Below are 22323 nucleotides of genomic sequence, written 5' to 3' on the forward strand. Positions count from 1 at the left end.
CCCATGAACCTACTCAATACCTTCTTCAATATTCCCATCCTGATCGACACGTTCCCGCTTCTGCTGTCGGGATTGCTCGTCACGTTGGAGATTGGCGTCACCAGCATTATTGCCGGTCTCGCCGGCGGCTTGTTCCTGGCCCTGGCCCGGCTTTATGGGCCAGGCCCAGTTCCCTTTCTCTCCAAGATTTACATCGACATCTTCCGCTCGATCCCGCTTCTGGTGCTCCTGATAATTGTCTACTACGCCCTGCCCTTCGTAGGCATCCGCTTCTCGCCCTTCGTTTCTGCGGTCGTGGCGCTGACACTCGTCTCCTCCGCCTATACCGCAGAGATCTTTCGCGCAGGCATTGAAGCGATCCCCCACGGGCAGTTCGAAGCCTCTCAGGCGCTCGGCCTCTCCAGCCGGCATATGATGGTCGATGTGATCCTGCCGCAAGCTATCAGGATCGTCATTCCACCGCTGACCAACAATTGCATCAACGTCCTGAAAGATACGGCCCTAGCCTCCGTGGTCGCCATGCCTGACCTCCTTAAACAGGCAACCCAGGCGCAGGCATTGGCTGCTAACCCCACGCCACTGATCGGCGCAGCGCTGATTTATGTCGCCTTGCTCTGGCCGCTGGTCGCCATCGTCGCGCGGCTGGAAAAACACTTCGGCAAGGACAAACGCCCATGACCCCCCTCATCAAAATCAGCAACCTCAAAAAAGCATATGGCATCTTCACCGTCCTGCACGGCATTGATCTCGATATTGCAGAAGGCGAAGTTGTGTGCGTGATTGGCCCGTCCGGATCTGGCAAATCGACTCTGATCCGCTGTATCAACCGACTGGAGAGTTTTTCCGACGAGAGCAGTATCGTCGTGGATGGCGTTGTCGTAGGCCCGGGCAAGGCGCTGGCAAAGGTGCGCGCCGAAGTCGGTATGGTTTTCCAATCGTTCAATCTGTTTCCGCATCTGACGGTGCTGAAAAACGTCATGCTGGCGCCGATGCGGGTGCGCGGCACGAAGCCGGCTGAAGCCGAGCGCAAGGCCCGAGAATTGCTCGCCCGTGTCGGCATCGCGGAGCAGGCGGAAAAGTACCCCGGCAAGCTTTCCGGCGGCCAGCAACAGCGCGTCGCGATCGCCCGCGCATTGGCGATGGAACCCAAGGTCATGCTTTTCGACGAGCCGACCTCGTCGCTCGATCCTGAGATGGTCGGCGAAGTGCTGGACGTGATGAAATCGCTCGCCGGCACTGGCGTTACGATGGTCGTCGTCACCCACGAAATGGGCTTTGCCCGTCAGGTGGCCGATCGCGTCATCTTCATGGACGGCGGCCGCATCATCGAGCAGAACACGCCCTCAAAAATCTTTGACAATCCCAAGGAAGAACGGACGCGTAGCTTCCTGCGCTCAGTTCTCGATCACTGAAAGCAACATTGGGTCTGGAGGACCACATGCCGAACCGAAATACATCCGCAAAAGGCGAACTGCACCTCGATTTCGTCCGCAGCCAGTTTCCCGGCCTGTCCCATGGCTGGACATTTTTCGACAATGCCGGCGGGTCGCAGATCCTGAAGCGGGCAGTCGATCGGATTAATACCTTCCTCTATGACAAGAACGTCCAGATCGGAGGGAGCTACGAGGTTTCGCAGGCGGCGGCAAAGGCACTCTACGAGGCGCGCACCGCGGCCATGCATCTAGTACACGCCTCAAGACCGGAAGAAATCGTCTTCGGCAACTCGACGACGGCGCTCTTGCAGAATCTCGCCCGTGCCATGACGAGCCAGCTTGAGCCTGGCGACGAAATCGTCATCACCATCGCCGATCACGAATCCAATATCGGCCCGTGGGACCGGCTGCGCGACGCAGGCATAGTTATCAAGACCTGGCCGCTCAACAAGGACACGTACACGCTCGACCTTGCCGATCTCGAACCGCTGATGTCGACCCGCACCAAGCTCGTGTGCGTCACCCATGTCTCCAATATTCTCGGCTCGATCAATCCGGTGCGCGAGATCGCCGATTTCGTGCATGCAAGGGGCGCGCGCATCTGTGTCGATGCTGTCGCCTATGCGCCGCATCGCGCGGTCGACGTCCAGGCTTTGGATGTCGATTATTACGTCTTCAGCCTCTACAAGACCTATGGCCCGCACTATGCGCTGATGTACGGGAAATACGACCACCTGCTGGAGCTGGATACGCTCTATCATTACTTTTACGGCAAGGACAAAGTGCCGGGCAAACTGGAACCCGGCAACCCGAACTACGAGCTTGCCTATGCCACCTGCGGCATTGTCGACTACCTGATCGAAATCGGTGAAATGGCCGGCGAATTCGGTTCCACCCGCGAAAAAATCGTCGCGGCTTATGGCGCGATCACGGCGCAGGAAAACGCACTTGTCGACAGGCTGCTGACCTATCTGCGTGGTCGCAACGACTGCCGTATTATCGGCCACAGCGCCAACAGGGACGGTACTCGCATCCCAACGATTAGCTTTGTCGTCGATGGCCGGGATTCGGCGGAAATCTGCAAGGCGATGGACGATCACCGGATCGCGATCCGGTTCGGTGACTTTCACTCCCGGCGGTTGGCGGAGTATCTCGATCTTACTCAAAACAACGGAATGGTTCGGGTTTCGATGGTCCACTACAACACGATCGAGGAAATCGACCGGATGACGAAGGCGCTGGATATGATCCTCGGATCGCCCGCCGGCCCTGCAACCGCCGCCTGATAACCGGAAGAGCCAACATGTCCTTCGACACGATCATCCGTAACGGCACCGTCGTCACCGCCAGCGATACATTCCGTTGCGATGTCGGTATTCGCAATGGCCGCATCACGGCAATGGCCGATACCCTTGATGATGCCCTGGAAATCATCGACGCCAGCGGCCTTTATGTGATGCCGGGCGGCATCGACAGTCATGTGCACTTGGCCCAACCGTCTGGCGATGGAATCGTCATGGCCGATGATTTCGCCAGCGGCACGCTCTCCGCAGCCTTTGGCGGCAATACAACGGTCATGCCATTCTGCCTGCAGGAAAAAGGTTCGACACTGCGGGAAGCACTCAAGGCCTACCACGCCAAAGCGGAAGGCGAATGTTTTGTCGATATCAGCTTCCACATCATCGTGACAGACCCGACAGGCCATGTGCTCGGGCAGGAACTGCCTGCTCTTGTGGCGGATGGATACACGTCGATCAAAGTTTTCATGACCTATGAGAACCTGCGCCTGCGCGACGATGAAATCCTTTCGACGCTCGACAGCGCCAGGACGTCCGGCGCGCTGGTCATGGTTCACTGCGAAAACGAGGACGCGATCCGTTTTCTGATCGGACGTCACGAAGCAAATGGCGAGCTTGCTCCAAAGTATCATGCGACAAGCCGCCCGGTTGCTGCCGAGCGCGAAGCCACGCATCGGGCTCTTTCGTTGGCGGAGATCGTAGATACGTCGATCGTCATCGTTCATGTCTCGAACCGAGAGGCGATGGAGGAAATTGCGCGAGCAAGGGCACGAGGCGGCAAGGTGGCCGGCGAAACTTGCCCGCAATACTTGATGCTCACCGCCAACGATCTCGACGCTACGGAATTGGAAGGCGCGAAATTCGTCTGCTCGCCGCCGCCGCGTGACGAGAAAAGCCAGATTGCCTGCTGGGAGGGCCTGCAGAACGGTACATTCGACCTGTTCTCCTCCGACCATTGCCCCTTTCGCTACGACGATGACCAGGGCAAGCTCAACGAAAAGGGCAAGCGGAACTTCCGTTGGATACCGAATGGCATTCCGGGCGTCGAAACACGGCTGCCGATCCTATTCTCGGAAGGCGTAGGCAAGGGCCGCATAGACCTCAACCGATTCGTCGCCTTGTCCTCCACCAACCATGCCAAGCTTTATGGCCTCTATCCGCGCAAGGGCACGATCGCCATCGGGTCCGATGCTGACATCGCGCTCTGGGATCCGATGAAATCCGTCGTCATCAGCAATGATATCTTGCATCACGGCGCCGACTACACGCCGTATGAAGGGCTTGAGGTGACAGGCTGGCCGGTGCGGGTGATCGTGCGGGGAAAGACAGTGACCGATGGAGATGCGTTAGTCGCCACCAAGGGCTTGGGCAATTATCTGGCACGAACCCGTTCGACATCGTTCTAGATGCGGCTCGAAATCGCCAAGTTTCACCGTGCGGTCGGCGCCATCATCATCTACGTCATCCCCAATCAGGTATAGGAAACAACCTTGGCAGACCGGATTGAGGAAATAGGGCCGCATCAATCAGCCGTGCACTCCACGCGAACTTTACGAGACCCTGCTCACCGCCCAATTCATCTGAGATCCCAAGATAAACATTCCGGCCCACAAACGAATTGGCGATTGCCTGCGTGATCTGTCAGGTTACGGTTATCGGCAGATGCCGTTAAAGAGCGACGCAGGCTGGTGCGCTGCTGTGGAATGGCTGTTACCTGAGGTTACTTGGCGGCACCATCAATTCTGCGTGCAGTTCTAAAGTCAGTATACCGGCGGACAACAGGTTCGGCATCAATGACGGTGAGCATTGAGATCGACAATGCCCACTTGTCGCTGTTCGATGCAGCTCGAGCCGCCGTCAGAGCTTCGGCCTGAGAACTTTCGCTTGCTCCGCTGTAAGGCTTCAGATGCTAAGATTGCTGACGTCACTTGAGATCAGCGCCTTGAGCACGCCCTGGCGGGTGTGCTCGCTATGCTCGACCATCGCCGCGCGCGCTTTCTCGCTGTCTCTCAGGCGCAGCACGCCAACAATGTGCCGATGATCGTCGTTCGTTTCAGGGTTCACGTCCCGGCTGCGAGCCCCCAGGTAGAAAAGCCGCGCGCATTCGTCTAGAAGCGTCGATATCATCGCAACGAGCCTTGGATTGGTTGAGCCCCGCGCGATGGCCATGTGGAATTGCCCGTTCGTTTTAACGAAAGAATGGATGGTCGGCCCCTCCGACGGCTCGTAGCGTGCGTTTGCGAGCATATCGAGATGATCAAGATCGTCGGCACCGAGATTGAGCGCAGCCATGGCAGCCGCAGTTCCCTCGGCCATTGCCCTGATGGCAAAAAGGTCGTTGATGTCTTTCACTGTGACAGGCGTGACCCGGTAACCGCGGCGAGGAAAGGCTTCGATCAACCCCTCCGCCGCCATCCTGCCCAGCGCTTCCCGCACCGGCGTCTTGCTCATCGCCAGTCGCTCGGCCAACTCGAGTTCGGAAAACTCTGCTCCTGGCCGCAGTACACCCATGAGGATCTGTTCGCGCACGGATGCGTAGGCCGTCTCCGTCAGAGACTGCTTGCGGGTTTTGCCGGTCGCACCGTCGGTATCTGCCAATGTTACCTGCACATTCGTTTCCTATGCGGTTCTGCGGCAACGCATTCCTGCGGCGCCCGTTGATTTTCTGTTGTGGTCGATGTTCGGCAAACAATCAATCACATCGGTCTTTGACATGGAATATTTTGTAGTATACTACGTGAAATATTAAACCGGCCGATCATTTTTCGGCCCTTGGAGGCCGCGTGAGCGACATTCTCGTTATCAATCCGAACAGTTCGGCAGCAGTCACGCGGTCCATGGAGGCCTGCCTCGAACCGTTCTTCGGCCAGTGTCACGCCATACGCTGTATCGAGCTTTCCAAGTCTCCGCCGGGCATCGAAACCGACGCGCATGTTGCTGAAGTCATTCCGCATCTCGTTGAAGCTGTGCGCGATGCGACAGCTGATGCGATCGTCGTAAGCTGTTTCTCCGATCCGGGCATAGATGTGGTGCGTGCTGCAGGTCATGTGCCCGTAACCGGGATTGCGGAGGCAGCTTACCTCGCCGCTCTTGGCCTGGGAAATCGCTTCGGGATCGTTTCCCTTGGCCCGTCTTCGGTCACGAGGCATCTCCGTTATCTTGAAAAACTCAAGCTGGATGCGCGCCTTGCCGGAGACCGCTCCATCGACATGACGATCGTCGAGCTCGTCGCAACCGATGTCGTCGAGCGCGTATCCTCGATCGCTCGGCAACTGCGCGACAAGGATGGCGCCGACGTCATCATTCTCGGCTGTGCCGGTCTTGGCTCGTACCGCGGGGCGTTGCAGGACAGTCTCGGCCTGCCGGTGATCGATCCGGTCCAGGCGGGCGTCGCGCTTGCCTGCACCCATGCAGATCTCCGTTATATCGGGAGGGCCCGATAGTGCTGGACCTTATCGTCCGCGGCCGTATCGTTACGCCGGAAGGTATCATCGAGAACGGATGGGTTGCCGTCAGCGATGGCCGCATCGAGGCTGTCGGCACTGGCCAAGCGCCTGACGCTGCCCAAATCCATGATGCAGGCCAAAGCTATGTGATGCCCGGGGTGGTCGATGGGCAAACCCATGCAGGCAGTTATCTAGGTCTGTCGGGCATCGAGCCGACCACCCGCTCTGCAATTGCCGGCGGCGTCACGACGATCGTCGACATGCCATATGACAATCCAGAGCCCTTGAGCACGCCAGCACATCTGGCGGCCAAAGTCGAGGCGATAGGTAGGTACGCTCATACAGATGTCGCTCTATACGCCACCGTTATGCCAAGCCAGCCGATCGATGACATCAAGGCGCTCGCGGACAGTGGCGTGGTCGCTTTCAAGATCTCCGCATTCGAAAGCAGCCCAACACGGTTCCCGCGCATCGACGCCGGGCTCACGCTCGATCTCCTGGACGCTCTTGCGACTACAGACTTGCCGGTTGGCCTCCACAACGAAGACCAGGAGATTGTCCGGTCCCGGATCGGGCGTGCGCGTGGTGGTGGTCAAGACGGTATAGCGGTTCATTCCCAGAGCAGGCCGCCCGCTGCCGAACTTGCATCGACGGCACATTTCCTCGAGCTTGCAGCCACGACGGGCGCCCATGCCCATATCGTGCATATTAGCCTGCCACGTGGGTTCCGGCTGGTCGAAAACTATCGCCGTGACGGTTTCCGGGCCACTGGCGAAACCTGCGTGCATTATTTCTGGTTCGACCCGGAGCGCGACGGCGCGGAACTCGGCGCACGCATGAAGGTCAATCCACCAATCCGGCCAGGAATGAAAGATGCGCTATGGAGCGAGGTCCTGTCTGGCCGTGTCGCCTTCGTCAGCTCCGACCACTCAAGCTGGCCGATCGACAACAAGTTCACCGACACCATCTTTGATGCGGGAGCTGGCGTTCCCGGGATGGAAACGCTCCTGCCAGCCTTCTACACCGTTGCCAAGGCGAAGGGTGCAGACGCGATCCGGCTGACGGTCGAGCAGCTCTGCGAGCGGCCTGCCCGGTTCTTCGGTCTTTCGCCGCGCAAGGGCGCGATCGTTGCCGGCGCCGATGCAGACCTTACCATCTTCGAGGAGGCCGATGTCGTCTGGGATGCTGGAAAAGCCGAGGACGGACTGCGGTGGAGCCCCTATGACGGCCGCCGGTTCGCCGGCCGAGTCGCCGGAACCTTTCTTGCCGGACGACTTGCTTACGACGGCACGCGCGTCCTCAATCGACCGGGGGACGGGCGTTATGCCGAGCGCGGTCCCAGCAGCTGGTTTACGGGAGAAACGGACCAATGAACACTGCAGATGCCGCCCGCCCCGATAGCGGACAAGTCGAAAAGGCCATAACCTTTCTTTACTACAAGGACCTGCCGAGGGCCTTTGCCTTTTATACCGAGGTCATGGGCTTCCCGCTGGAGATCGACCAGGGCTGGTCGAAGATTTTGCGGATTGCCGAAAACGCCTATGTCGGGCTCGTGGACGAAACGCGCGGCATGCACCGGGCCCATCCGGTGAAGCCGGTGCAGCTGTGCATCCGCGTGCCCACTGTTGACAAGTGGCACGCCTATCTCACCGGCCACCAAGTTTCTGGCCTGACGGAACCGCGCGACAGCACGTCGCTCGGTATTCGCGCCTTCGTCCTTGACGATACGGAAGGTTACCAGATCGAGGTCCAGTCCGTACTTCGATAACCGCTCCGCACGCTTCTCATCACCAAACCAAAAAAAGGGGAACACGATGATGAATCTACGCATGATAGCCACTAAGGGCACCCTGTTCGCAGGCGCGCTCCTTCTATCCTCCACCGCCTTGAGCGGTCTGGTCGACGCCAAGTCGTTGACGGTCGGGCTCACCTCCGACGCGGTGAACCTCGATCCTCAGGCAGGCGAGGAACTGTCGAGCAACATCCTTTTCTATCACATCTATGACCCGCTCGTCCGCCGCAACGCGGATCTCTCGTTCGGTCCGGGTCTTGCCGAAAGCTGGGAGCTTACGGACGACACGACCTGGGTCTTCAAGCTGCGCAAGGGCGTGAAATTCCACAACGGCCAGGAATTCAAGGCCTCCGACGTGGTATTCACCCTGGATCGTCTGAAAAAGTCGCTGATGGCCAATCTCGGCGCCAACATCTCCTCGTTCAACGCGATCGATGAATACACGGTCGAGATCAAGACACCCCGCCCCTATGCGGTTTTGCCTAACGACCTTGCCGCCGTACTCATTCTTAACGAGAAGTACGTCAAGGAAGCCGGCGACGAGACAGCCGACTTGAAGCCGATCGGCACGGGACCCTACAAGCTCGTTGAATGGGTCAAGGAAGATCACATCGCGCTGGAGTCCAACAAGGACTACTATGCCGGACCCGCCAAGCTCGACTCCGTCACCTTCCGACCGATTACCAACGGCGCAACCCGCACGGCCGCGCTCCTGACGGGCGAAGTCGATGTCATCCAGGATCTCAACGTACGCGACGTCGACCGCGTAAAGGCCGATGACCGCTACAAGGTTCTCTCCCAGCCGAGCCTGCTCAATGTGGTGCTGTCGATCGACCAGCGCGAAAAGAGCCCGACGATCGACCTCGACGAGAATCCGATGGTCGATCACCGGGTACGCGAAGCGATGGTTCGCGCCATTGATGTCGGCGCCATCAACAAGATCATCATGAACGGGCTTTCCACGCAGTCGGAGCAGTATGTGCCGGCCTCCCATACCGGCTATCTGGACGGGGCAAGCTTCCGCGACATGTATCCGTTCGATGTGGAAAAGGCGACGGCGCTGATGGCGGAAGCCGGCTATGCAGACGGCTTCACCGTAACGCTCGATGCCACCAACAACCGCTACGTCAACGATCAGCAGATCGTACAGGCGTTGGCCAGCATGCTCGGCAAGATCAAGATCAATCTGAAGCTCAACCTGATGCCGAAATCGAACTTCTTCGGATACATCCGGGTTCCGAGCGACAAGTCGAGCCTCATCATGAGCGGCTGGGACGTGCCATCGGGCGACGGCGGCTCGATGTACAGCGTCATGTTCTACACACGCGACAAGAAGGAAGGCTACGGCCAGGTCAATCGCGGCAGCTACTCCAATCCGGAAGTGGATGCTCTCATCGACAAGGCAGACGCTACCGCCAAGCTCGATGAGCGTGACAAGTATCTGCAGGACGTGACCAAGATCCTGATGGCGGATATTCCGATGATCCCGATCCACTACGAACAGGACCTCTACGCGGCCAAGACCAACGTCGATATCACCCCGCGGGCCGACAAGTTCCTGTGGGCCTACGATATCGACGTGAAAGAATAGTACCGCAAATCCGCAAGGGTGCCGGGTTGACGCGGCACCCATTCTTCCAGTCACGAACCTGACGGATCCTCGACCTTGCTCGGCTATATGATAAAGCGGCTCCTCCAGATGGTGCTGGTCCTCTTTGTGGTGTCCGTCATCGTCTTCCTGATGATGAGCTTCACCGGGGATCCGGTGTTCATGGTCATTCCCATCGATTCCACCGCTGACGAGATCGAGCAGGCGCGCCGCCTGCTGGGCCTGGACCAATCGCTCTTTAGCCAATACTGGATTTTCCTGTCCAACCTGTTGCAGGGCGATTTCGGGCGGTCCTATGTCTTCCGCCAACCGGCCATGGATCTCATCCTCGAACGCTTGCCCGCGACCATGGAGATGGTGCTCGTTGCCATGGGGATCGCCACTGTCATTGCCATTCCGCTCGGCGTTTACGCCGGCGCCAACCCGAACCGCGCCGCTTCCCGCAGCATCATGGCCGCGTCGCTCTTCGGCATTTCGCTGCCGGGGTTCTGGGTCGGCATGATGCTGATCTTCTTCTTCTCCGTTCGCTTCCAGTTCCTGCCCTCGTCAGGGCGTGGCGAAACGATCGAAGTGCTGGGGCTGCGCCTGTCGATTTTCACGGCGGACGGCTGGTCGCACATGATCCTGCCGGCAGTCACGCTGGCGCTTGCCACGCTCGCCATCATCCTGCGCATCACCCGCGCCGGCATGATGGAGGTGATGCGGCAGGACTACATCAAGTTCGCCCGCGCGAAGGGCGCCTCGCGCCGACATATCCTCTTTGCGCACGGCCTGAAGAACGCTCTGATCCCAGTCGTCACCATCTTCGGCCTGCAACTCGGTGATCTCATCGCCTTTGCGACCATCACCGAGACGATCTTCGCCTGGCCCGGGACCGGGAAACTGCTGATCGATTCCATCTATCGCGGCGACCGGCCCGTCATCGTCGTCTACCTGATGCTGACCGCCTTCATCTTTGTCGTGATCAATTTCCTCGTCGATATCGTCTACACGCTGATCGACCCTCGTATAACGGTCAAGTGAGGACCAGATGAACCGCCTGCTTTCCTCCGAGTTCGTCTATAACTACCGTCGCAACATCCCTGCCGTGCTCGGCAGCGTGCTTGTTCTCGTCTTCGCGTTCCTCGCCATCATCGGACCGTTTCTCGTCTGGCAGGATCCCTACGACGTGTCGCAGCTCGAACTGATGGACAGCTTCAAACCCCCGGTCTGGCTGGAGGGTGGCGATCCGCGTTACCTGCTCGGCACCGACGGCCAGGGCCGCGATGTGCTCGCCTCGATCATCTACGGCGCGCGCATCTCCGCTTTTATCGGGCTTGCGGCGATGATCTGTTCGTGCGTGATCGGCACGACCCTCGGCCTGATTTCCGGCTACTATGGCGGCACGCTGGATGCCGTCATCATGCGGATCGCCGATATCCAGCTCTCCTTTCCCTCGATGCTGATTGCGCTGTTCCTGATGTCGGCGTTCGGAAATGGCATCGGCATGATCCTGATTGCACTCACTGCAGTCGGTTGGGTCGTCTATGCACGCACCGTGCGCGGCTCGACGCTGGGCGAAATCCAGAAAGAATATATTCAGGCGGCACGCGTCGCTGGCCTCAGCGATGCCCAGATCATCCGACGCCATGTGCTGCCGAACGTCCTGACACCGCTGATCGTCGTTTCGACCATTCAAGTTGGCAGCTTTATCCTGATCGAAGCATCACTGAGCTTCCTTGGCGTCGGTGTGCCAATCACCGAGCCGTCGCTCGGTCTTCTGGTCAAGGAAGGTTTCGATGTTCTCTTTTCCGGGATCTGGTGGACCTCGGCCTTTCCGGGCCTGTTCATCATGTTCCTTGTGTTCGGCATAAACCTGTTCGGCGATTTCCTGCGCGACGAACTCAATCCGCGGCTGCGTTAAGCCATGAAGGAGGACGCGCGCATGGCAGAACCTTTGCTCGACATCCGGGGCCTGCAAACCCATTTCCGCACCTTTGGCGGACTTGTGAAGGCCGTCGACGGTGTCAGTTTCGACGTCAAGGCCGGCGAAATCGTCGGTCTTGTGGGGGAGTCCGGCGGCGGCAAGTCCGTGATCGGCTTCTCGATCGTCGGCCTAATCGATCCTCCGGGAAAAATCGTCGGCGGCGAGATCCGTTTCGATGGCCGTGACATCGCGAAGCTCGACGAACGCGCGATGCGCAGCGTGCGCGGGCGCGAGATCGCCATGGTCTTCCAGGACCCGATGACCTCGCTCAATCCTGTCTATACAGTTGGCCGGCAGATGGACGAGGTGCTGCGCCTGCACACCGATCTCGATAAGGCCGCCCGGCGCGCGCGTTGCATTCGCATGCTGGAGGATGTCGGGATTTCCGAGGCCGACAAGAGGTTGGACGCCTATCCGCATCAGTTTTCCGGCGGCATGCGCCAGCGTGTCGTGATCGCCATCGCGCTTCTTGCCGGGTCTCGTCTGATCATCGCCGACGAACCGACGACGGCCCTCGACGTGACCGTCCAGTCACAAATCCTTAAGCTCATGCGGCGTCAGGTCGAGGACACCGGCGCTGCTATGATCCTTGTCACGCACGATCTCGCCGTGGTGTCGGAAATGGCAGACCGCGTCGTGGTGCTTTATTGCGGCAGGGTGATCGAACGCGGCCTTACCGACGAGATCATTGCAAATCCCGCCCATCCCTACACCCGCGGATTGCTGGACAGCATTCCCCGCATTGCCGACCGGCAGCATCGCCTGCGGCAAATCCCGGGAACCGTCCCGGATATACGCTCGATCGGCCTCGGCTGTTCGTTCCGCGCGCGTTGCTCCCGCGCCCAGTCCCTATGCGCCGAACGCTCACCGGATCTTGCCCATGTCCGCGGATCTCTCGACGCCGCCTGTCATTTTCCACTTGAGGAGGCGGCTCGATGACGCAACCCGTGCTTGAGGTCCGCAACCTCGTGAAAGCGTTCTCCATCGGCGGCGGCTTTTTCGATCGCCTGCAGATCGGCGGCGGGAAGCTGATTGCGCCGGAAAAAGTGCTGAACGCGGTCAACGGTGTGTCGCTGTCGATTGCGCCCGGTGAAGTGCTGGCGCTCGTAGGCGAATCCGGCTGTGGGAAATCGACCGTCGCAAAGACTGTCGCGCGCATCCACGCCCCGACATCCGGCGAGATCCACATCGACGGAACAGAAGTCTCCAGCCTCGATCAGAAGGAACTGCGACCATTCCGGCGCAAACTCCAGATGATCTTTCAGGACCCCTACGCGTCGCTCAACCCAAGACAGCGCATCAAGGACATCGTCATCGAGCCGATGCGCGCGCAGTCGGACAGGAAAATGAGCGGCCGGGAGCTCGATGCGGAGGCCATCAAGTTGCTCGGGCGTGTTGGCCTCAACGCAGAGCAGGCAAACCGATATCCTCATCAATTCTCCGGTGGCCAGCGCCAGCGTATCGGGATCGCCCGTGCATTGTCGGTGCGGCCCAAGGTGATCATCGCTGATGAGCCTGTGTCGGCGCTCGACGTGTCGATCCAGGCGCAGATCCTCAACCTGATGATGGATCTGCGCGACGAGTTCGGGCTGTCCTATCTTTTCGTATCCCATGACCTGTCGGTGGTTCACCATATCGCCGACCGGATTGCCGTCATGTATCTCGGCTTCATGGTCGAGACGGCCTCGCGCGACCAGCTCTTTGCCAATCCGCGACATCCCTACACGCAAGCCTTGCTCTCCGCAGCGCCGAGCGTCGACAAGTCGCTGCGCAAGCCTGAGGTGGAAATCGCCGGCGAGGTACCGAGCGCATTGAACCTGCCCTCGGGCTGCTGCTTCAGAACCCGCTGTCCCCTCGCCTTCTCGCGATGCGCAGTGGAGCGCCCGGCGCTCCGCCCGCAGCCCGGCGGCGGCAGCGTTGCCTGCCATCTGCACGATCCCGCCCCGGAGGCCTTCACGTCATGAACACAGCGACAATCGCCCAACCGCGGCTGCGGCTTGAAGACCCGCACGACTGCACGGACGCAAACGACGTCCTGTGCGTCTTCGATGCCTTCTTCGATGGTCTCGTGCGGTATGGCCAGGACGGCAGCTACGTTCCGGCACTCGCTGAGCGCTGGCACGTGTCAGACGATGCCCGGACATGGACATTCCGCCTGCGCGAGGCCCTGACTTTCCACGACGGCACCACCTGCAATGCCGATGCAGTCATCCTTTCGCTGCGCCGGATGTCACGCGCGGACAAGGGGTACACGCTGGGTGCACCCGGCGTCTGGCACCAATATCTCGGCGATGCGCTGATCACTGCCCTGGATGCCAGGACGGTCGAAATCGCCCTCGCCCGTCCCATGGCCGATCTTCTGGACATCCTTGTCTACGGCTATGTGATCGCGCCGGGTGCACTCGACCGCTACGAAGGCGGCGATGTCTCGGTACCGATCGGCACAGGTCCCTACCGTTTCGAGAGTTTCCACGCCGGTCACGACATCACCGGCCGCCGTTTTGACGGCTGGCATGGCAAGAAACCTGCAAACGAGCAGATCCGTTTTGTTTTCGAACCGGATGCAGGCCGACGTCAGGCTATGCTTGTTGCTGGCGAAGCGCAGGTCGCAAATAGCCTCGATTTCCAGCTTTCCCATGCGCTTGATGGCACCGATGGCTTTGCCCGCGCCGTTTCGCTGGTTCCTGTCTCGATCATCTACCTCTTCAACAGCACCAGCGGGCCGTTCGCCGATCAGCGCATTCGGCGCGCAGCCAATCTCGCGCTCGACCGGCAGGCGCTGGTCGACATGGTCGTCGCTGGTGCCGCCCGGCCACTGACCGGTTTTGTAAGCCCCGCACATTTCGGCGTCACGGATGCCACCGGCGGTCTGGAACGCGATCTCGCCGAAGCAAAACGCCTGCTTGCTGCGGCTGGCCATACCGACGGTCTGGTCATCGAGGTCGACTGCCCGACGCGTTTGCCGGATGAAGCGGAAGCTCTGACCACTGCCGTTGAACAGCAACTCTCGGAAATCGGCATATCGTTCCGCGTCCATCGTCACGAAGATCGCGAGGCGTATGCCCATGGCGTGCGCCTTAAACAGGTGCGTGATATGTGCGTCTTCGACTCCAGTCCGCTTAGTACTTTCCGCGTGCTGGCCGAAAAGATCGACGCGCGCGCGCGCGGCTCCTGGTGGCTCGGTTATCACAACAGCGAGGTCGAGCAGTTGATCGACCAGGGCCGGCGCACAACGAATGATGCTGCGCGCGGGGCGATTTACGAAAACGCCTTTCGATTGCTGCAAAAGGACCCGCCTTGGCTCTATCTCTATAATCCCTTGCGCGTCACCGGATTGGCAGGCGATCGTCCGAACTGGCGCATGCGCCCCGACGCTGTCCTAGACGTTAATGCTCTGCCCGGTTTCTCCTCGGAAGGAATAATGTCGTGATCGATATCGATCTGCTGTTCTCCGGTGGAACCGTCATCACCATGGATGCCAGCCGCCGGGTTATCGATGACGGCGCTGTTGCCGTGCTTGCCGACCGGATTATAGACGTCGGCTCCGCAGCCGCTTTGGCGTCCTGCTATCGTGCCGGCCGCACCATCGATACCTCCGGCAAGGTTGTCATGCCCGGCCTGATCGACGTCCACGCCCATGCCGGCCATGGCCTGATCAAAACGATGGGCATGGAGCAGGCCGGTTGCTGGGAAGAGATTGTCAACACGGCCTATACCGTCGGCACGACGCCAGAATTCTGGCATGCCGAAGCGCAGCTTGCCGCCCTGGAACGGCTTCGCTTTGGCGTGACCTGCGGCGTATCGCTGCTCGGTGGCGGCGACACGATCATGCGTACCGACGATCCTGTGTATGGTTATGCCCATTGTGAGGCCGTAGCCGCCATCGGTACGCGTTCCGTGGTTGCCGTCGGTTCAACACGCCCGCCCCATCCGCGCACCTATGCACGTTGGGATGGACGCAAGCGCCATGAACACGCTGTCACATTCGAGGATCAGCTCACAGTCTCGCGCTCGCTGCTGGAAAACTGGCACGGCAAGGGGCGCATACGCATTGCCCTGCTGACACCCGTGCTGCGCGACGAGCACGCCGAAACGCTCTCCGTCAGCGACTATGAAGCCGCCGTTTCCCAGACGCAGACGATGCGGGCCCTGTCGCGTGACGCCGGTGTCATCTTCACCCAGGACGGCCACTGGCGTGGCTCTGTCGCGCGGGCGAAGGATATCGGCATGCTGGGTCCGGATGCGCTGCTCTCGCATGCGATCGACCTCAGCGCAGAAGAAATCCGGATCGTTGCTGATACCGGCACGCGCATTGCGCACAATCCCAGCGCGATCGCCTCGGTTCTCGGTCGATGCCCGGCAATCGAATTGATCGAAGCCAGCGCGGTCGTAGCGCTCGGTTCTGACGCCACGGCACCGGATCGCTCCTCCGACATGTTCCGCCATATGCAGCAGTGCATGCATTATCATCGGACATTCTTCCGCGACCCTTCCGTCCTTCCACCCGGCAAAGTTCTCGAAATGGCAACCATTGATGCAGCAACGGCACTTGGCCTCGATGGCGAAATCGGCTCACTCGAAGCTGGCAAGAAAGCCGACATCGTCGTCATCGACATGGATCGTCCCCATCTGGCGCCGTTCCAGATGCCAGTTTTCCGCGCCGTTTATTTTGCCAACGGCAACGATGTCGAAATGGTCGTGATCGACGGCGAAGTGCTGCTTGAAGCCGGTCGGCCGGTGAAGGCAGATACAACGGCAATCCTCGCCGCCGCCAATCGCGAAGCGGACGCGCTTATTGCGCGCATGAACCTAAAATCGATGATCGGCCTGCCCGAGGGCTTCTTTGGCGCGGCGCGCTATCCGAACGCAACCCCTTCCGTCGAATGAGGACTGCCATGACAAGACTGACAGAGGACGCAAACGGCGTCTATATTATCGCGTTGACTCCGTTCACCGACACTGGCGCGCTCGATCTCGACAGCACCGACCGCATGGTCGACTTCTATATGGAACGCGGCGCCACGGGATTGACCGTGCTCGGAATGATGGGCGAGGCCCAGAAGTTGACGACGGAGGAATCGCAGACTTACGTCAAGCGCATCCTGAAGCGAGTCGATGGCCGGCTGCCGGTGGTCGCAGGTGTTTCCTCCGCGGGCTTCGCCCCGATGAAGACGCTAACCGAAATGATGATGGGCGACGGTGCAGCGGGCGTGATGATCGCCCCGCCGTCGACGCTGCGAAACGATCAGCAGCTCATCGGCTACTACCAGCAGGCAGGCGATTTTCTCGGCGACGTTCCGTTCGTTCTTCAGGATTTTCCGCTCGTCACCTCCGTGACGATCCCGGTTTCGGTGATACAGACCATCATCGACCAGGTTCCCACCTGCGTCTGCCTCAAGCATGAAGACTGGCCGGGCCTTAGCAAGATTACCGCTTTGCGCAAGTCTGCGGAATCGCAGGGTAAGCGCCGTATCTCGATCCTTTGTGGCAATGGCGGCATGTTCTTACCGGAAGAAATGGCACGCGGCGCCGATGGCGCGATGACCGGCTTTGCCTATCCCGAGATGATGCGGGATGTCGTGCGTTTCCAGCGCGAAGGTGAGCTTGCCCGGGCACAGGATATCTTCGACGCCTATCTGCCGCTGGCACGTTACGAACAGCAGCCTGGCCTCGGGCTTTCCATCCGTAAATATATCATGGCAAAGCGCGGCGCGATTGCGTCCGCTGCTCTGCGCAAACCCGGTTCCAGCCTTTCGAAGGACGACATTTCCGAAATCGAACGGCTTATCGAACGACAGACCGAACGACTGCAGGAGCTTGGCCAATGAAACTTGGACTTGAAAACAAGACAGCCCTCGTGCTCGGCGCAAGCCGCGGCCTGGGCGCCGCCATCGCTGCCGGACTCGCGCAGGAAGGCGCAAACGTCTATGCTGCGGCAAGGTCGGCCTACAAGATAGAAGCCTGGGCCAACGCTTTGCCGCAAGGCGCCGGTCCGGTGATGCCCACGCAGCTTGATCTCGGCGCTCTCGCGAGCATTGATGACCTTTGCGACCGCCTTCTGGCAAAGGGTGGCGTCGATATCCTGATCAACAACACCGGTGGCCCGCCGCCGGCCGCCGCTCTTGACGCTTCGCGCACCGACTGGATTGCTCAATTCGAAACGATGGCCGCAAACCTCTTTCATCTGACTGGCCGGCTGCTGCCGGCGATGCGGACAAAAAAGTGGGGCCGGATCATCACTCTGACCTCATCCGGGGTAGAACAGCCGATCCCACAGCTGGCACTCTCCAACGGGATCCGCTCGGCCATCGTCGGTTGGTCGAAAACGCTCGCAAACGAAGTCGCCGCCGATGGCGTCACCGTGAACGTCCTCCTGCCCGGCCGCATTCGTACACAGCGCATTGACGAACTTGACGCAAACGCTGCAAAGCGATCCGAGAGAAGCATTACCGATGTGGCTGCCGCATCTGCCGCGAGCATTCCTGTCGGCCGTTACGGACGCCCGGAAGAGTTTGCGGATGTTGCCGTGTTTCTGGCATCCGAGCGCGCATCCTACGTGACCGGATCAAAAATCAGGGTCGATGGTGGCGCAATTCGCGGAATTTAACGCCGTCAAATGCAGCGGCAAGCCTGACTTTGTGCAAAAGTCCGTTGTGCTGCTTGGGAAGTCATAAGATGCAAGTACCATTTTTTCAGATAGATGCGTTTACCACAAACCGTTTCAAGGGAAACCCGGCGGCCGTCATGGTCTTGCCGAGCTTCCCAAGCGACACCGTGTTGCAAACGATCGCGGCCGAGAACAATCTCGCGGAAACGGCATTCCTGGTTCCCGGGGAGAAGGACTATCGCCTTCGCTGGTTCACACCCGCCGTAGAAGTGCCGCTGTGCGGCCACGCTACTCTTGCAAGTGCGGCCGTCGTGATGGAGCGTCTCGACTTAGAGCGCGATACTGTGGCATTCAGCACGGCGAGCGGCCTTTTGAAGGTTTGGCGCAAGGACGGGAGGTACGTCCTCGATTTCCCATCCAGGCAGTCTGAAGAGATCGGTATCCCTGCGGCCATGACCTCTGCGCTGAACGCAACGCCTGTCGAAGTTTACAGCAGCCAATACAACTATCTCGTGTTGCTGGACAGCGCAAAGGCAGTACGTGAACTCAAACCAGATTTCGCGGCGATAGCCGGTTTTGATCGTCCGGGCGTAATCGTTACCGCCCAAGGCGATGAAGGGTTCGATTTTGTGAGCCGATACTTTGCTCCCTCGAAGGGTGTTCAGGAAGATCCGGTGACGGGTGCCGCTCATTGCATGCTGGCACCGTACTGGGCAGCCAAGACCGGCAAGTCGGCTTTCCGCGCCTACCAGGCTTCGCAACGCGGTGGCGAAGTGACGTGTCGTCTCTCCGGCGACCGTGTCGAACTGGAAGGAAGCTGCGTATTTTTCATCGAGGGACATGCGGAAATAGAACTCTAAATGTCTATATGGATCTCACCAGCAATCCGTCTTCCCGGGAATTTTGGTGATCAACTCGGCTGCCGGTGTGCCGGTCTTGAACCGAATCGAACCGACGGCAACTAAAGAAGGTGTTCGCGATCGGAATTACTCGTCGCCGAACTCGAAAGGCCAAATCTGGGCGCCATGCAAAATGCGCAGAATGCGAATCCGGTAGGCTGCCACCGTGTAAGTCGCGATGTAGCGTGTGCGCGGAACTACCAGCTTCTGCGTACCCTCAACTCAACCAGAACGGCCGGTTTCAGGAAAGTCGAGAAGGCGATGAACGGCTCGTGCAATCTCTTCGCCGACGTGGACCGCCGCCCTCGATTTGGCTTTCAATGTAGCTAAAGATAGCGTCTCGATCGTCAAACGCAAACTGCGCCCAGACAAGCCTCATCGGTTGCCAGACCCTGCCTTACGCAGAGCTGCCGCGCGACGCTCGCGGAAGCGAGCCTCAACAACAGCATCCTCGGAATCGGGTCGCGCGTCGTCCTGTAGTGCATCTGCATGACGTAATCCAGTATCGCCGGGAACGGTGAAACGTCGAGCTTAGGCGTTCCGCTCGATATATTATGCGATTCTAAAGCTCCAGCCGGGCCGGAAAGCCCGGTGCGCGCAGGCAACGAAATCGCCGAACCCATCGCAAACCTCCTGTTTGCGCCATCGATTCAGATGGGGTGGTTGCCGCCCTCCCTAGACGGCATCGCAATGTGCCAAAATGTGGTGTTGTGACCACTGAGCGGAAAGGACGGCAACCGTTATGAACGATACGATGATTGGCGTGGATTTGGCAAAGAATGTCTTTCAACTGCACGGTGCTTCGATGAGCGGGCAAGTCAGGTTTCGAAAGAAGCTGTCACGGCAGAACTTTTCCAAGTTCATGGCGGAACACCCACCGGCGTTGGTGGTGATGGAGGCCTGCGGCAGCGCGCATTACTGGGCACGTGAGATGGTTAGGCTTGGCCACGAAGTGAAGCTGATCGCGGCGCAATATGTACGGCCGTTCGTCAAGCGGCAGAAAAACGATGCGACAGACGCGGAGGCTATCGTAATTGCGGCCCAGCGACCGGAAATGCGCTTCGTGGAGCCAAAATCCGCGGATCAGCAGAGCCGGGCGATCCTGTTTCGGGCTCGAGAACGACTCGTCCATCAGCGCACAGAACTGGTCAACGCGCTGAGAGCCTGCCTTTATGAATATGGCCATGTTGTTCCTCAAGGTCGTAACCACTTCAAGCGTATTGAAGAGATTTTGGACGGACTAAACAGCGACTTGCCTGCGTTGATGCTTGAAGAATGCCGCGACTTGTTGAAACAGATCGCTGAGAAGACGGCTCGCATCGACGAGCGGACCGCAAAGATCAAGGCATTGTCGGCTGAAGCTGACACGGCGCGGCGCTTGCAGACCATTCCTGGCGTTGGCCCTTTGACAGCCTTGGCGATCGAAGCCTTTGCCCCGCAAATGGAGAACTTCCGGCGTGGCCGTGACTTCGCCGCATGGCTCGGCCTTGTGCCACGTCAGTTCTCGTCGGGCGGCAAACAACGGCTGGGACGCATTTCCAAGTCAGGGCAGTCTGATATCCGCAGGCTGCTGATTATCGGGGCAATGACACGCCTGAACTGGCTGGGCCGGAAATCCATACCCGAAGGATCGTGGTTGGCGCGCATGCTCGCGCGAAAGCCCCGAATGTTGGTCGCGATCGCACTGGCCAACAAGATGGCGCGCACGGTCTGGGCATTGCTGACAAAACATGAGGATTACAGCATTCCGACGCAGGCGATGGCTACATGATGACAATGCTGTAACCAGCCTGTGCCGGAAAGTGGAGGTGTAAGAAGGCGACGACCCGAATGGGCAAATGATCGAAAAGATCTGGATCGGGAAAACCAGCCTTGAATCATGAGCAGAAGAGCTCGGGATTCAGATTTGGACCCGACCCGCAGATCACCATACCGTAAGCGGGTAGGCCATCCCACGTAGCGCGGCATCGAAAGATCGCTCATTTTCGGCATGAATCATGCGGAGAAACCTATGAGCGACAGTGTGAATCAGGCTCGTGCCTTTGAGGTTCTGACGGCGACACCAATACGGACGAGGCGCACGCCACGAGATTGGCCGGATGCTGAGAAGGCTCGGCTGATTGCGGAGACAATGCTGCCGGGGGCGAATGTATCAGCGATCGCCCGCGCTGAGGGGCTAGATCCCTCGCAGCTTTACGGCTGGCGTCGCAAGGCATTGGCCTCGGGATCGGTGGTGCCCCTTTCGAAAGAGGCTCATGAAAGGGTTAGTTTCGCGCGCGTCGAAGCTGTTGCAAGTTCACCGGTGGAGATCGTCATGGGTGACGTCGTGGTGCGCGTGGCCGGAGATATCGAGCCGGATCATCTTGCCAAGATCCTACGGGCGGTGCGCAAGGCATGATTGCGTCTGGCGTTGTCGTTTACGTCTCCTGCCAACCGGTCGACTTTCGCAAGGGAGCGGCTTCGTTGATGGCTTTGGTCAGGGATGGCGGTCTCGATCCTTTCAATAGCGCCCTTTACGTGTTCCGTTCCAAGCGGAAGGACCGTGTCCGGATCGTGTGGTGGGATGGCAGCGGGGTCTGTCTCTATTCGAAAGTTATCGAAGGAAATGGCTTTTGCTGGCCGGCAGCGACGGCGGCGCGCATCCGTCTGGATCATGCCCAGCTCATGGCCCTACTGGCCGGAATGGATTGGAAGAGGATCCGCCCGGCGACAATCAGGAGGCCGCTTTCGACGGGCTGAACCCATCCAAGAAATCCCACGCATGTTACTGTAAACGCTAGGAAAAGATCACAATTCGTGATCTACTTCCTGCTATGACGTTCTCTGCTTCGGACCTTCCTGACGACGTTGATGCACTCAAGGCGATGATCGTCGCCATGAGCGCAGAAGGCGCCGCTGCCCGAGCGGAGATCACCCGGCTTGAGGCGCTCAAGAAGGATACGGACGAGCGGATAGCCACTCTCACTGCGATTGTGAAAGTGCTTGAGCGGGCTCAGAAAGGCACGCGCTCGGAACGGCTGCGACTGGGGATCAACGACGATCAGATCGACTTTGCGTTCGAGGAAGTCGAGACCGGCTTGGCAGCGATCGACAGCGAGCTCGACCAGTCACGGAAAGACAAGCCGAAGCGGGAAGCGCGCCCGCGCAAGGGCTTTGCCGCCCATCTCGAGCGCATCGAGGAGGTCATCGAGCCTGAAATCCCTGAAGAATGCCGAGGGCTGGAAAAGGTTTTGATTGGCGAAGACCGATCCGAGCGGCTCGATGTCATCCCAC

The 22323-nt window shown here is 59.4% G+C and carries 21 protein-coding genes and 1 pseudogene; 20 read left to right on the forward strand and 2 right to left on the reverse strand.

Going from position 1 to position 22323, the window contains the following annotated elements; genetic code table 11:
* The first annotated feature begins 3 nt into the window (after positions 1-3).
* From BLJAPNOD_RS32010 to hydA, 4 genes are read left to right on the forward strand one after another with little or no spacing between them, the layout of a single operon-like run.
* A complete protein-coding gene (locus tag BLJAPNOD_RS32010) occupies positions 4-678 on the forward strand; it encodes an amino acid ABC transporter permease (RefSeq protein ID WP_115422793.1) in 675 nt (224 codons plus the stop codon).
* Positions 675-1412, forward strand: coding sequence for an amino acid ABC transporter ATP-binding protein (locus tag BLJAPNOD_RS32015; RefSeq protein ID WP_115422794.1), 738 nt, complete (start codon positions 675-677; stop codon positions 1410-1412). Before BLJAPNOD_RS32010 ends, BLJAPNOD_RS32015 begins: the two co-directional genes overlap by 4 nt.
* Positions 1413-1438: 26 nt before the next feature.
* Entirely contained in the window at positions 1439-2719 is a 1281-nt protein-coding gene (locus tag BLJAPNOD_RS32020; RefSeq protein ID WP_115422795.1) for a cysteine desulfurase-like protein, read from the forward strand.
* A gap of 17 nt (positions 2720-2736) precedes the next feature.
* Complete coding sequence (hydA, locus tag BLJAPNOD_RS32025; protein WP_115422796.1) at positions 2737-4137, forward strand: dihydropyrimidinase; 1401 nt, start codon at positions 2737-2739, stop codon at positions 4135-4137.
* A gap of 496 nt (positions 4138-4633) precedes the next feature.
* Here the strand turns inward: hydA and BLJAPNOD_RS32030 are convergent, their stop codons facing one another.
* The gene (locus BLJAPNOD_RS32030; protein WP_256372359.1) at positions 4634-5341 is read right to left on the reverse strand and encodes a GntR family transcriptional regulator; all 708 of its coding nucleotides are present in this window, start codon (positions 5339-5341) and stop codon (positions 4634-4636) included.
* Positions 5342-5514: 173 nt separating this feature from the next.
* Here BLJAPNOD_RS32030 and BLJAPNOD_RS32035 point away from each other — a divergent pair, with 173 nt between their 5' ends.
* From BLJAPNOD_RS32035 to BLJAPNOD_RS32095, 13 genes are all read left to right on the forward strand, one after another.
* Positions 5515-6174: an aspartate/glutamate racemase family protein gene (locus tag BLJAPNOD_RS32035; protein WP_115422798.1), complete on the forward strand. Its 660-nt coding sequence runs from the start codon at positions 5515-5517 to the stop codon at positions 6172-6174.
* Entirely contained in the window at positions 6174-7550 is a 1377-nt protein-coding gene (locus BLJAPNOD_RS32040; protein ID WP_244611182.1) for an amidohydrolase family protein, read from the forward strand. The genes BLJAPNOD_RS32035 and BLJAPNOD_RS32040 overlap by 1 nt, the downstream gene beginning before the upstream one ends.
* On the forward strand, positions 7547-7945 hold the full coding sequence (locus BLJAPNOD_RS32045) for a VOC family protein (protein ID WP_115422800.1): 399 nt from the start codon (positions 7547-7549) through the stop codon (positions 7943-7945). The genes BLJAPNOD_RS32040 and BLJAPNOD_RS32045 overlap by 4 nt, the downstream gene beginning before the upstream one ends.
* 46 nt (positions 7946-7991) lie before the next feature.
* A complete protein-coding gene (locus BLJAPNOD_RS32050; RefSeq protein ID WP_115422801.1) occupies positions 7992-9560 on the forward strand; it encodes an ABC transporter substrate-binding protein in 1569 nt (522 codons plus the stop codon).
* 75 nt (positions 9561-9635) lie between these two features.
* The gene (locus BLJAPNOD_RS32055) at positions 9636-10601 is read left to right on the forward strand and encodes an ABC transporter permease (protein ID WP_115422802.1); all 966 of its coding nucleotides are present in this window, start codon (positions 9636-9638) and stop codon (positions 10599-10601) included.
* Positions 10602-10608: 7 nt separating this feature from the next.
* The gene (locus BLJAPNOD_RS32060; protein ID WP_115422803.1) at positions 10609-11481 is read left to right on the forward strand and encodes an ABC transporter permease; all 873 of its coding nucleotides are present in this window, start codon (positions 10609-10611) and stop codon (positions 11479-11481) included.
* 21 nt (positions 11482-11502) lie between these two features.
* Entirely contained in the window at positions 11503-12483 is a 981-nt protein-coding gene (locus BLJAPNOD_RS32065) for an ABC transporter ATP-binding protein (RefSeq protein WP_115422804.1), read from the forward strand.
* Complete coding sequence (locus BLJAPNOD_RS32070) at positions 12480-13508, forward strand: dipeptide ABC transporter ATP-binding protein (protein WP_077505543.1); 1029 nt, start codon at positions 12480-12482, stop codon at positions 13506-13508. Before BLJAPNOD_RS32065 ends, BLJAPNOD_RS32070 begins: the two co-directional genes overlap by 4 nt.
* Complete coding sequence (locus tag BLJAPNOD_RS32075) at positions 13505-14974, forward strand: ABC transporter substrate-binding protein (protein WP_115422805.1); 1470 nt, start codon at positions 13505-13507, stop codon at positions 14972-14974. Before BLJAPNOD_RS32070 ends, BLJAPNOD_RS32075 begins: the two co-directional genes overlap by 4 nt.
* Positions 14971-16431, forward strand: coding sequence for an amidohydrolase family protein (locus BLJAPNOD_RS32080; RefSeq protein WP_115422806.1), 1461 nt, complete (start codon positions 14971-14973; stop codon positions 16429-16431). The genes BLJAPNOD_RS32075 and BLJAPNOD_RS32080 overlap by 4 nt, the downstream gene beginning before the upstream one ends.
* Before the next feature lie 8 nt (positions 16432-16439).
* Complete coding sequence (locus tag BLJAPNOD_RS32085) at positions 16440-17372, forward strand: dihydrodipicolinate synthase family protein (protein WP_115422807.1); 933 nt, start codon at positions 16440-16442, stop codon at positions 17370-17372.
* Positions 17369-18151, forward strand: a complete 783-nt coding sequence (locus tag BLJAPNOD_RS32090; RefSeq protein ID WP_115422808.1) for an SDR family oxidoreductase — start codon at positions 17369-17371, stop codon at positions 18149-18151. The genes BLJAPNOD_RS32085 and BLJAPNOD_RS32090 overlap by 4 nt, the downstream gene beginning before the upstream one ends.
* A gap of 68 nt (positions 18152-18219) precedes the next feature.
* Positions 18220-19011, forward strand: coding sequence for a PhzF family phenazine biosynthesis protein (locus tag BLJAPNOD_RS32095; RefSeq protein ID WP_115422809.1), 792 nt, complete (start codon positions 18220-18222; stop codon positions 19009-19011).
* Between the two features lie 126 nt (positions 19012-19137).
* On the opposite strand, the pseudogene BLJAPNOD_RS36290 reads toward BLJAPNOD_RS32095, so the two are convergent.
* Positions 19138-19429: pseudogene (locus BLJAPNOD_RS36290) on the reverse strand (type II toxin-antitoxin system RelE/ParE family toxin).
* A 363-nt stretch (positions 19430-19792) separates the two neighbouring features.
* On the opposite strand from BLJAPNOD_RS36290, the gene BLJAPNOD_RS32105 reads away from it, so the two are divergent.
* The 3 genes from BLJAPNOD_RS32105 to BLJAPNOD_RS32120 all read left to right on the forward strand — a co-directional run.
* Positions 19793-20821: an IS110 family transposase gene (locus BLJAPNOD_RS32105; protein WP_115422810.1), complete on the forward strand. Its 1029-nt coding sequence runs from the start codon at positions 19793-19795 to the stop codon at positions 20819-20821.
* A 240-nt stretch (positions 20822-21061) separates the two neighbouring features.
* Complete coding sequence (locus tag BLJAPNOD_RS32110; RefSeq protein ID WP_057220209.1) at positions 21062-21448, forward strand: transposase; 387 nt, start codon at positions 21062-21064, stop codon at positions 21446-21448.
* A 415-nt stretch (positions 21449-21863) separates the two neighbouring features.
* A partial coding sequence (locus BLJAPNOD_RS32120; RefSeq protein WP_199566082.1) for a transposase occupies positions 21864-22323 on the forward strand: 460 nt, incomplete at its 3' end.

The sequence above is a fragment of the Ensifer sp. M14 genome (genome assembly GCF_003355565.1).
Taxonomy (GTDB): domain Bacteria; phylum Pseudomonadota; class Alphaproteobacteria; order Rhizobiales; family Rhizobiaceae; genus Ensifer.

Bases quoted from the DNA above. Each gene is read 5' to 3' on its own strand.
- BLJAPNOD_RS32075 (WP_115422805.1), top strand. From the start codon at position 13,505: ATGAACACAGCGACAATCGCCCAACCGCGGCTGCGGCTTGAAGACCCG.
- BLJAPNOD_RS32015 (WP_115422794.1), top strand. From the start codon at position 675: ATGACCCCCCTCATCAAAATCAGCAACCTCAAAAAAGCATATGGCATC.
- BLJAPNOD_RS32045 (WP_115422800.1), top strand. From the start codon at position 7,547: ATGAACACTGCAGATGCCGCCCGCCCCGATAGCGGACAAGTCGAAAAG.
- BLJAPNOD_RS32060 (WP_115422803.1), top strand. From the start codon at position 10,609: ATGAACCGCCTGCTTTCCTCCGAGTTCGTCTATAACTACCGTCGCAAC.
- BLJAPNOD_RS32020 (WP_115422795.1), top strand. From the start codon at position 1,439: ATGCCGAACCGAAATACATCCGCAAAAGGCGAACTGCACCTCGATTTC.
- BLJAPNOD_RS32065 (WP_115422804.1), top strand. From the start codon at position 11,503: ATGGCAGAACCTTTGCTCGACATCCGGGGCCTGCAAACCCATTTCCGC.
- BLJAPNOD_RS32070 (WP_077505543.1), top strand. From the start codon at position 12,480: ATGACGCAACCCGTGCTTGAGGTCCGCAACCTCGTGAAAGCGTTCTCC.
- hydA (WP_115422796.1), top strand. From the start codon at position 2,737: ATGTCCTTCGACACGATCATCCGTAACGGCACCGTCGTCACCGCCAGC.
- BLJAPNOD_RS32010 (WP_115422793.1), top strand. From the start codon at position 4: ATGAACCTACTCAATACCTTCTTCAATATTCCCATCCTGATCGACACG.
- BLJAPNOD_RS32105 (WP_115422810.1), top strand. From the start codon at position 19,793: ATGAACGATACGATGATTGGCGTGGATTTGGCAAAGAATGTCTTTCAA.
- BLJAPNOD_RS32095 (WP_115422809.1), top strand. From the start codon at position 18,220: ATGCAAGTACCATTTTTTCAGATAGATGCGTTTACCACAAACCGTTTC.
- BLJAPNOD_RS32050 (WP_115422801.1), top strand. From the start codon at position 7,992: ATGATGAATCTACGCATGATAGCCACTAAGGGCACCCTGTTCGCAGGC.
- BLJAPNOD_RS32110 (WP_057220209.1), top strand. From the start codon at position 21,062: ATGAGCGACAGTGTGAATCAGGCTCGTGCCTTTGAGGTTCTGACGGCG.
- BLJAPNOD_RS32085 (WP_115422807.1), top strand. From the start codon at position 16,440: ATGACAAGACTGACAGAGGACGCAAACGGCGTCTATATTATCGCGTTG.
- BLJAPNOD_RS32090 (WP_115422808.1), top strand. From the start codon at position 17,369: ATGAAACTTGGACTTGAAAACAAGACAGCCCTCGTGCTCGGCGCAAGC.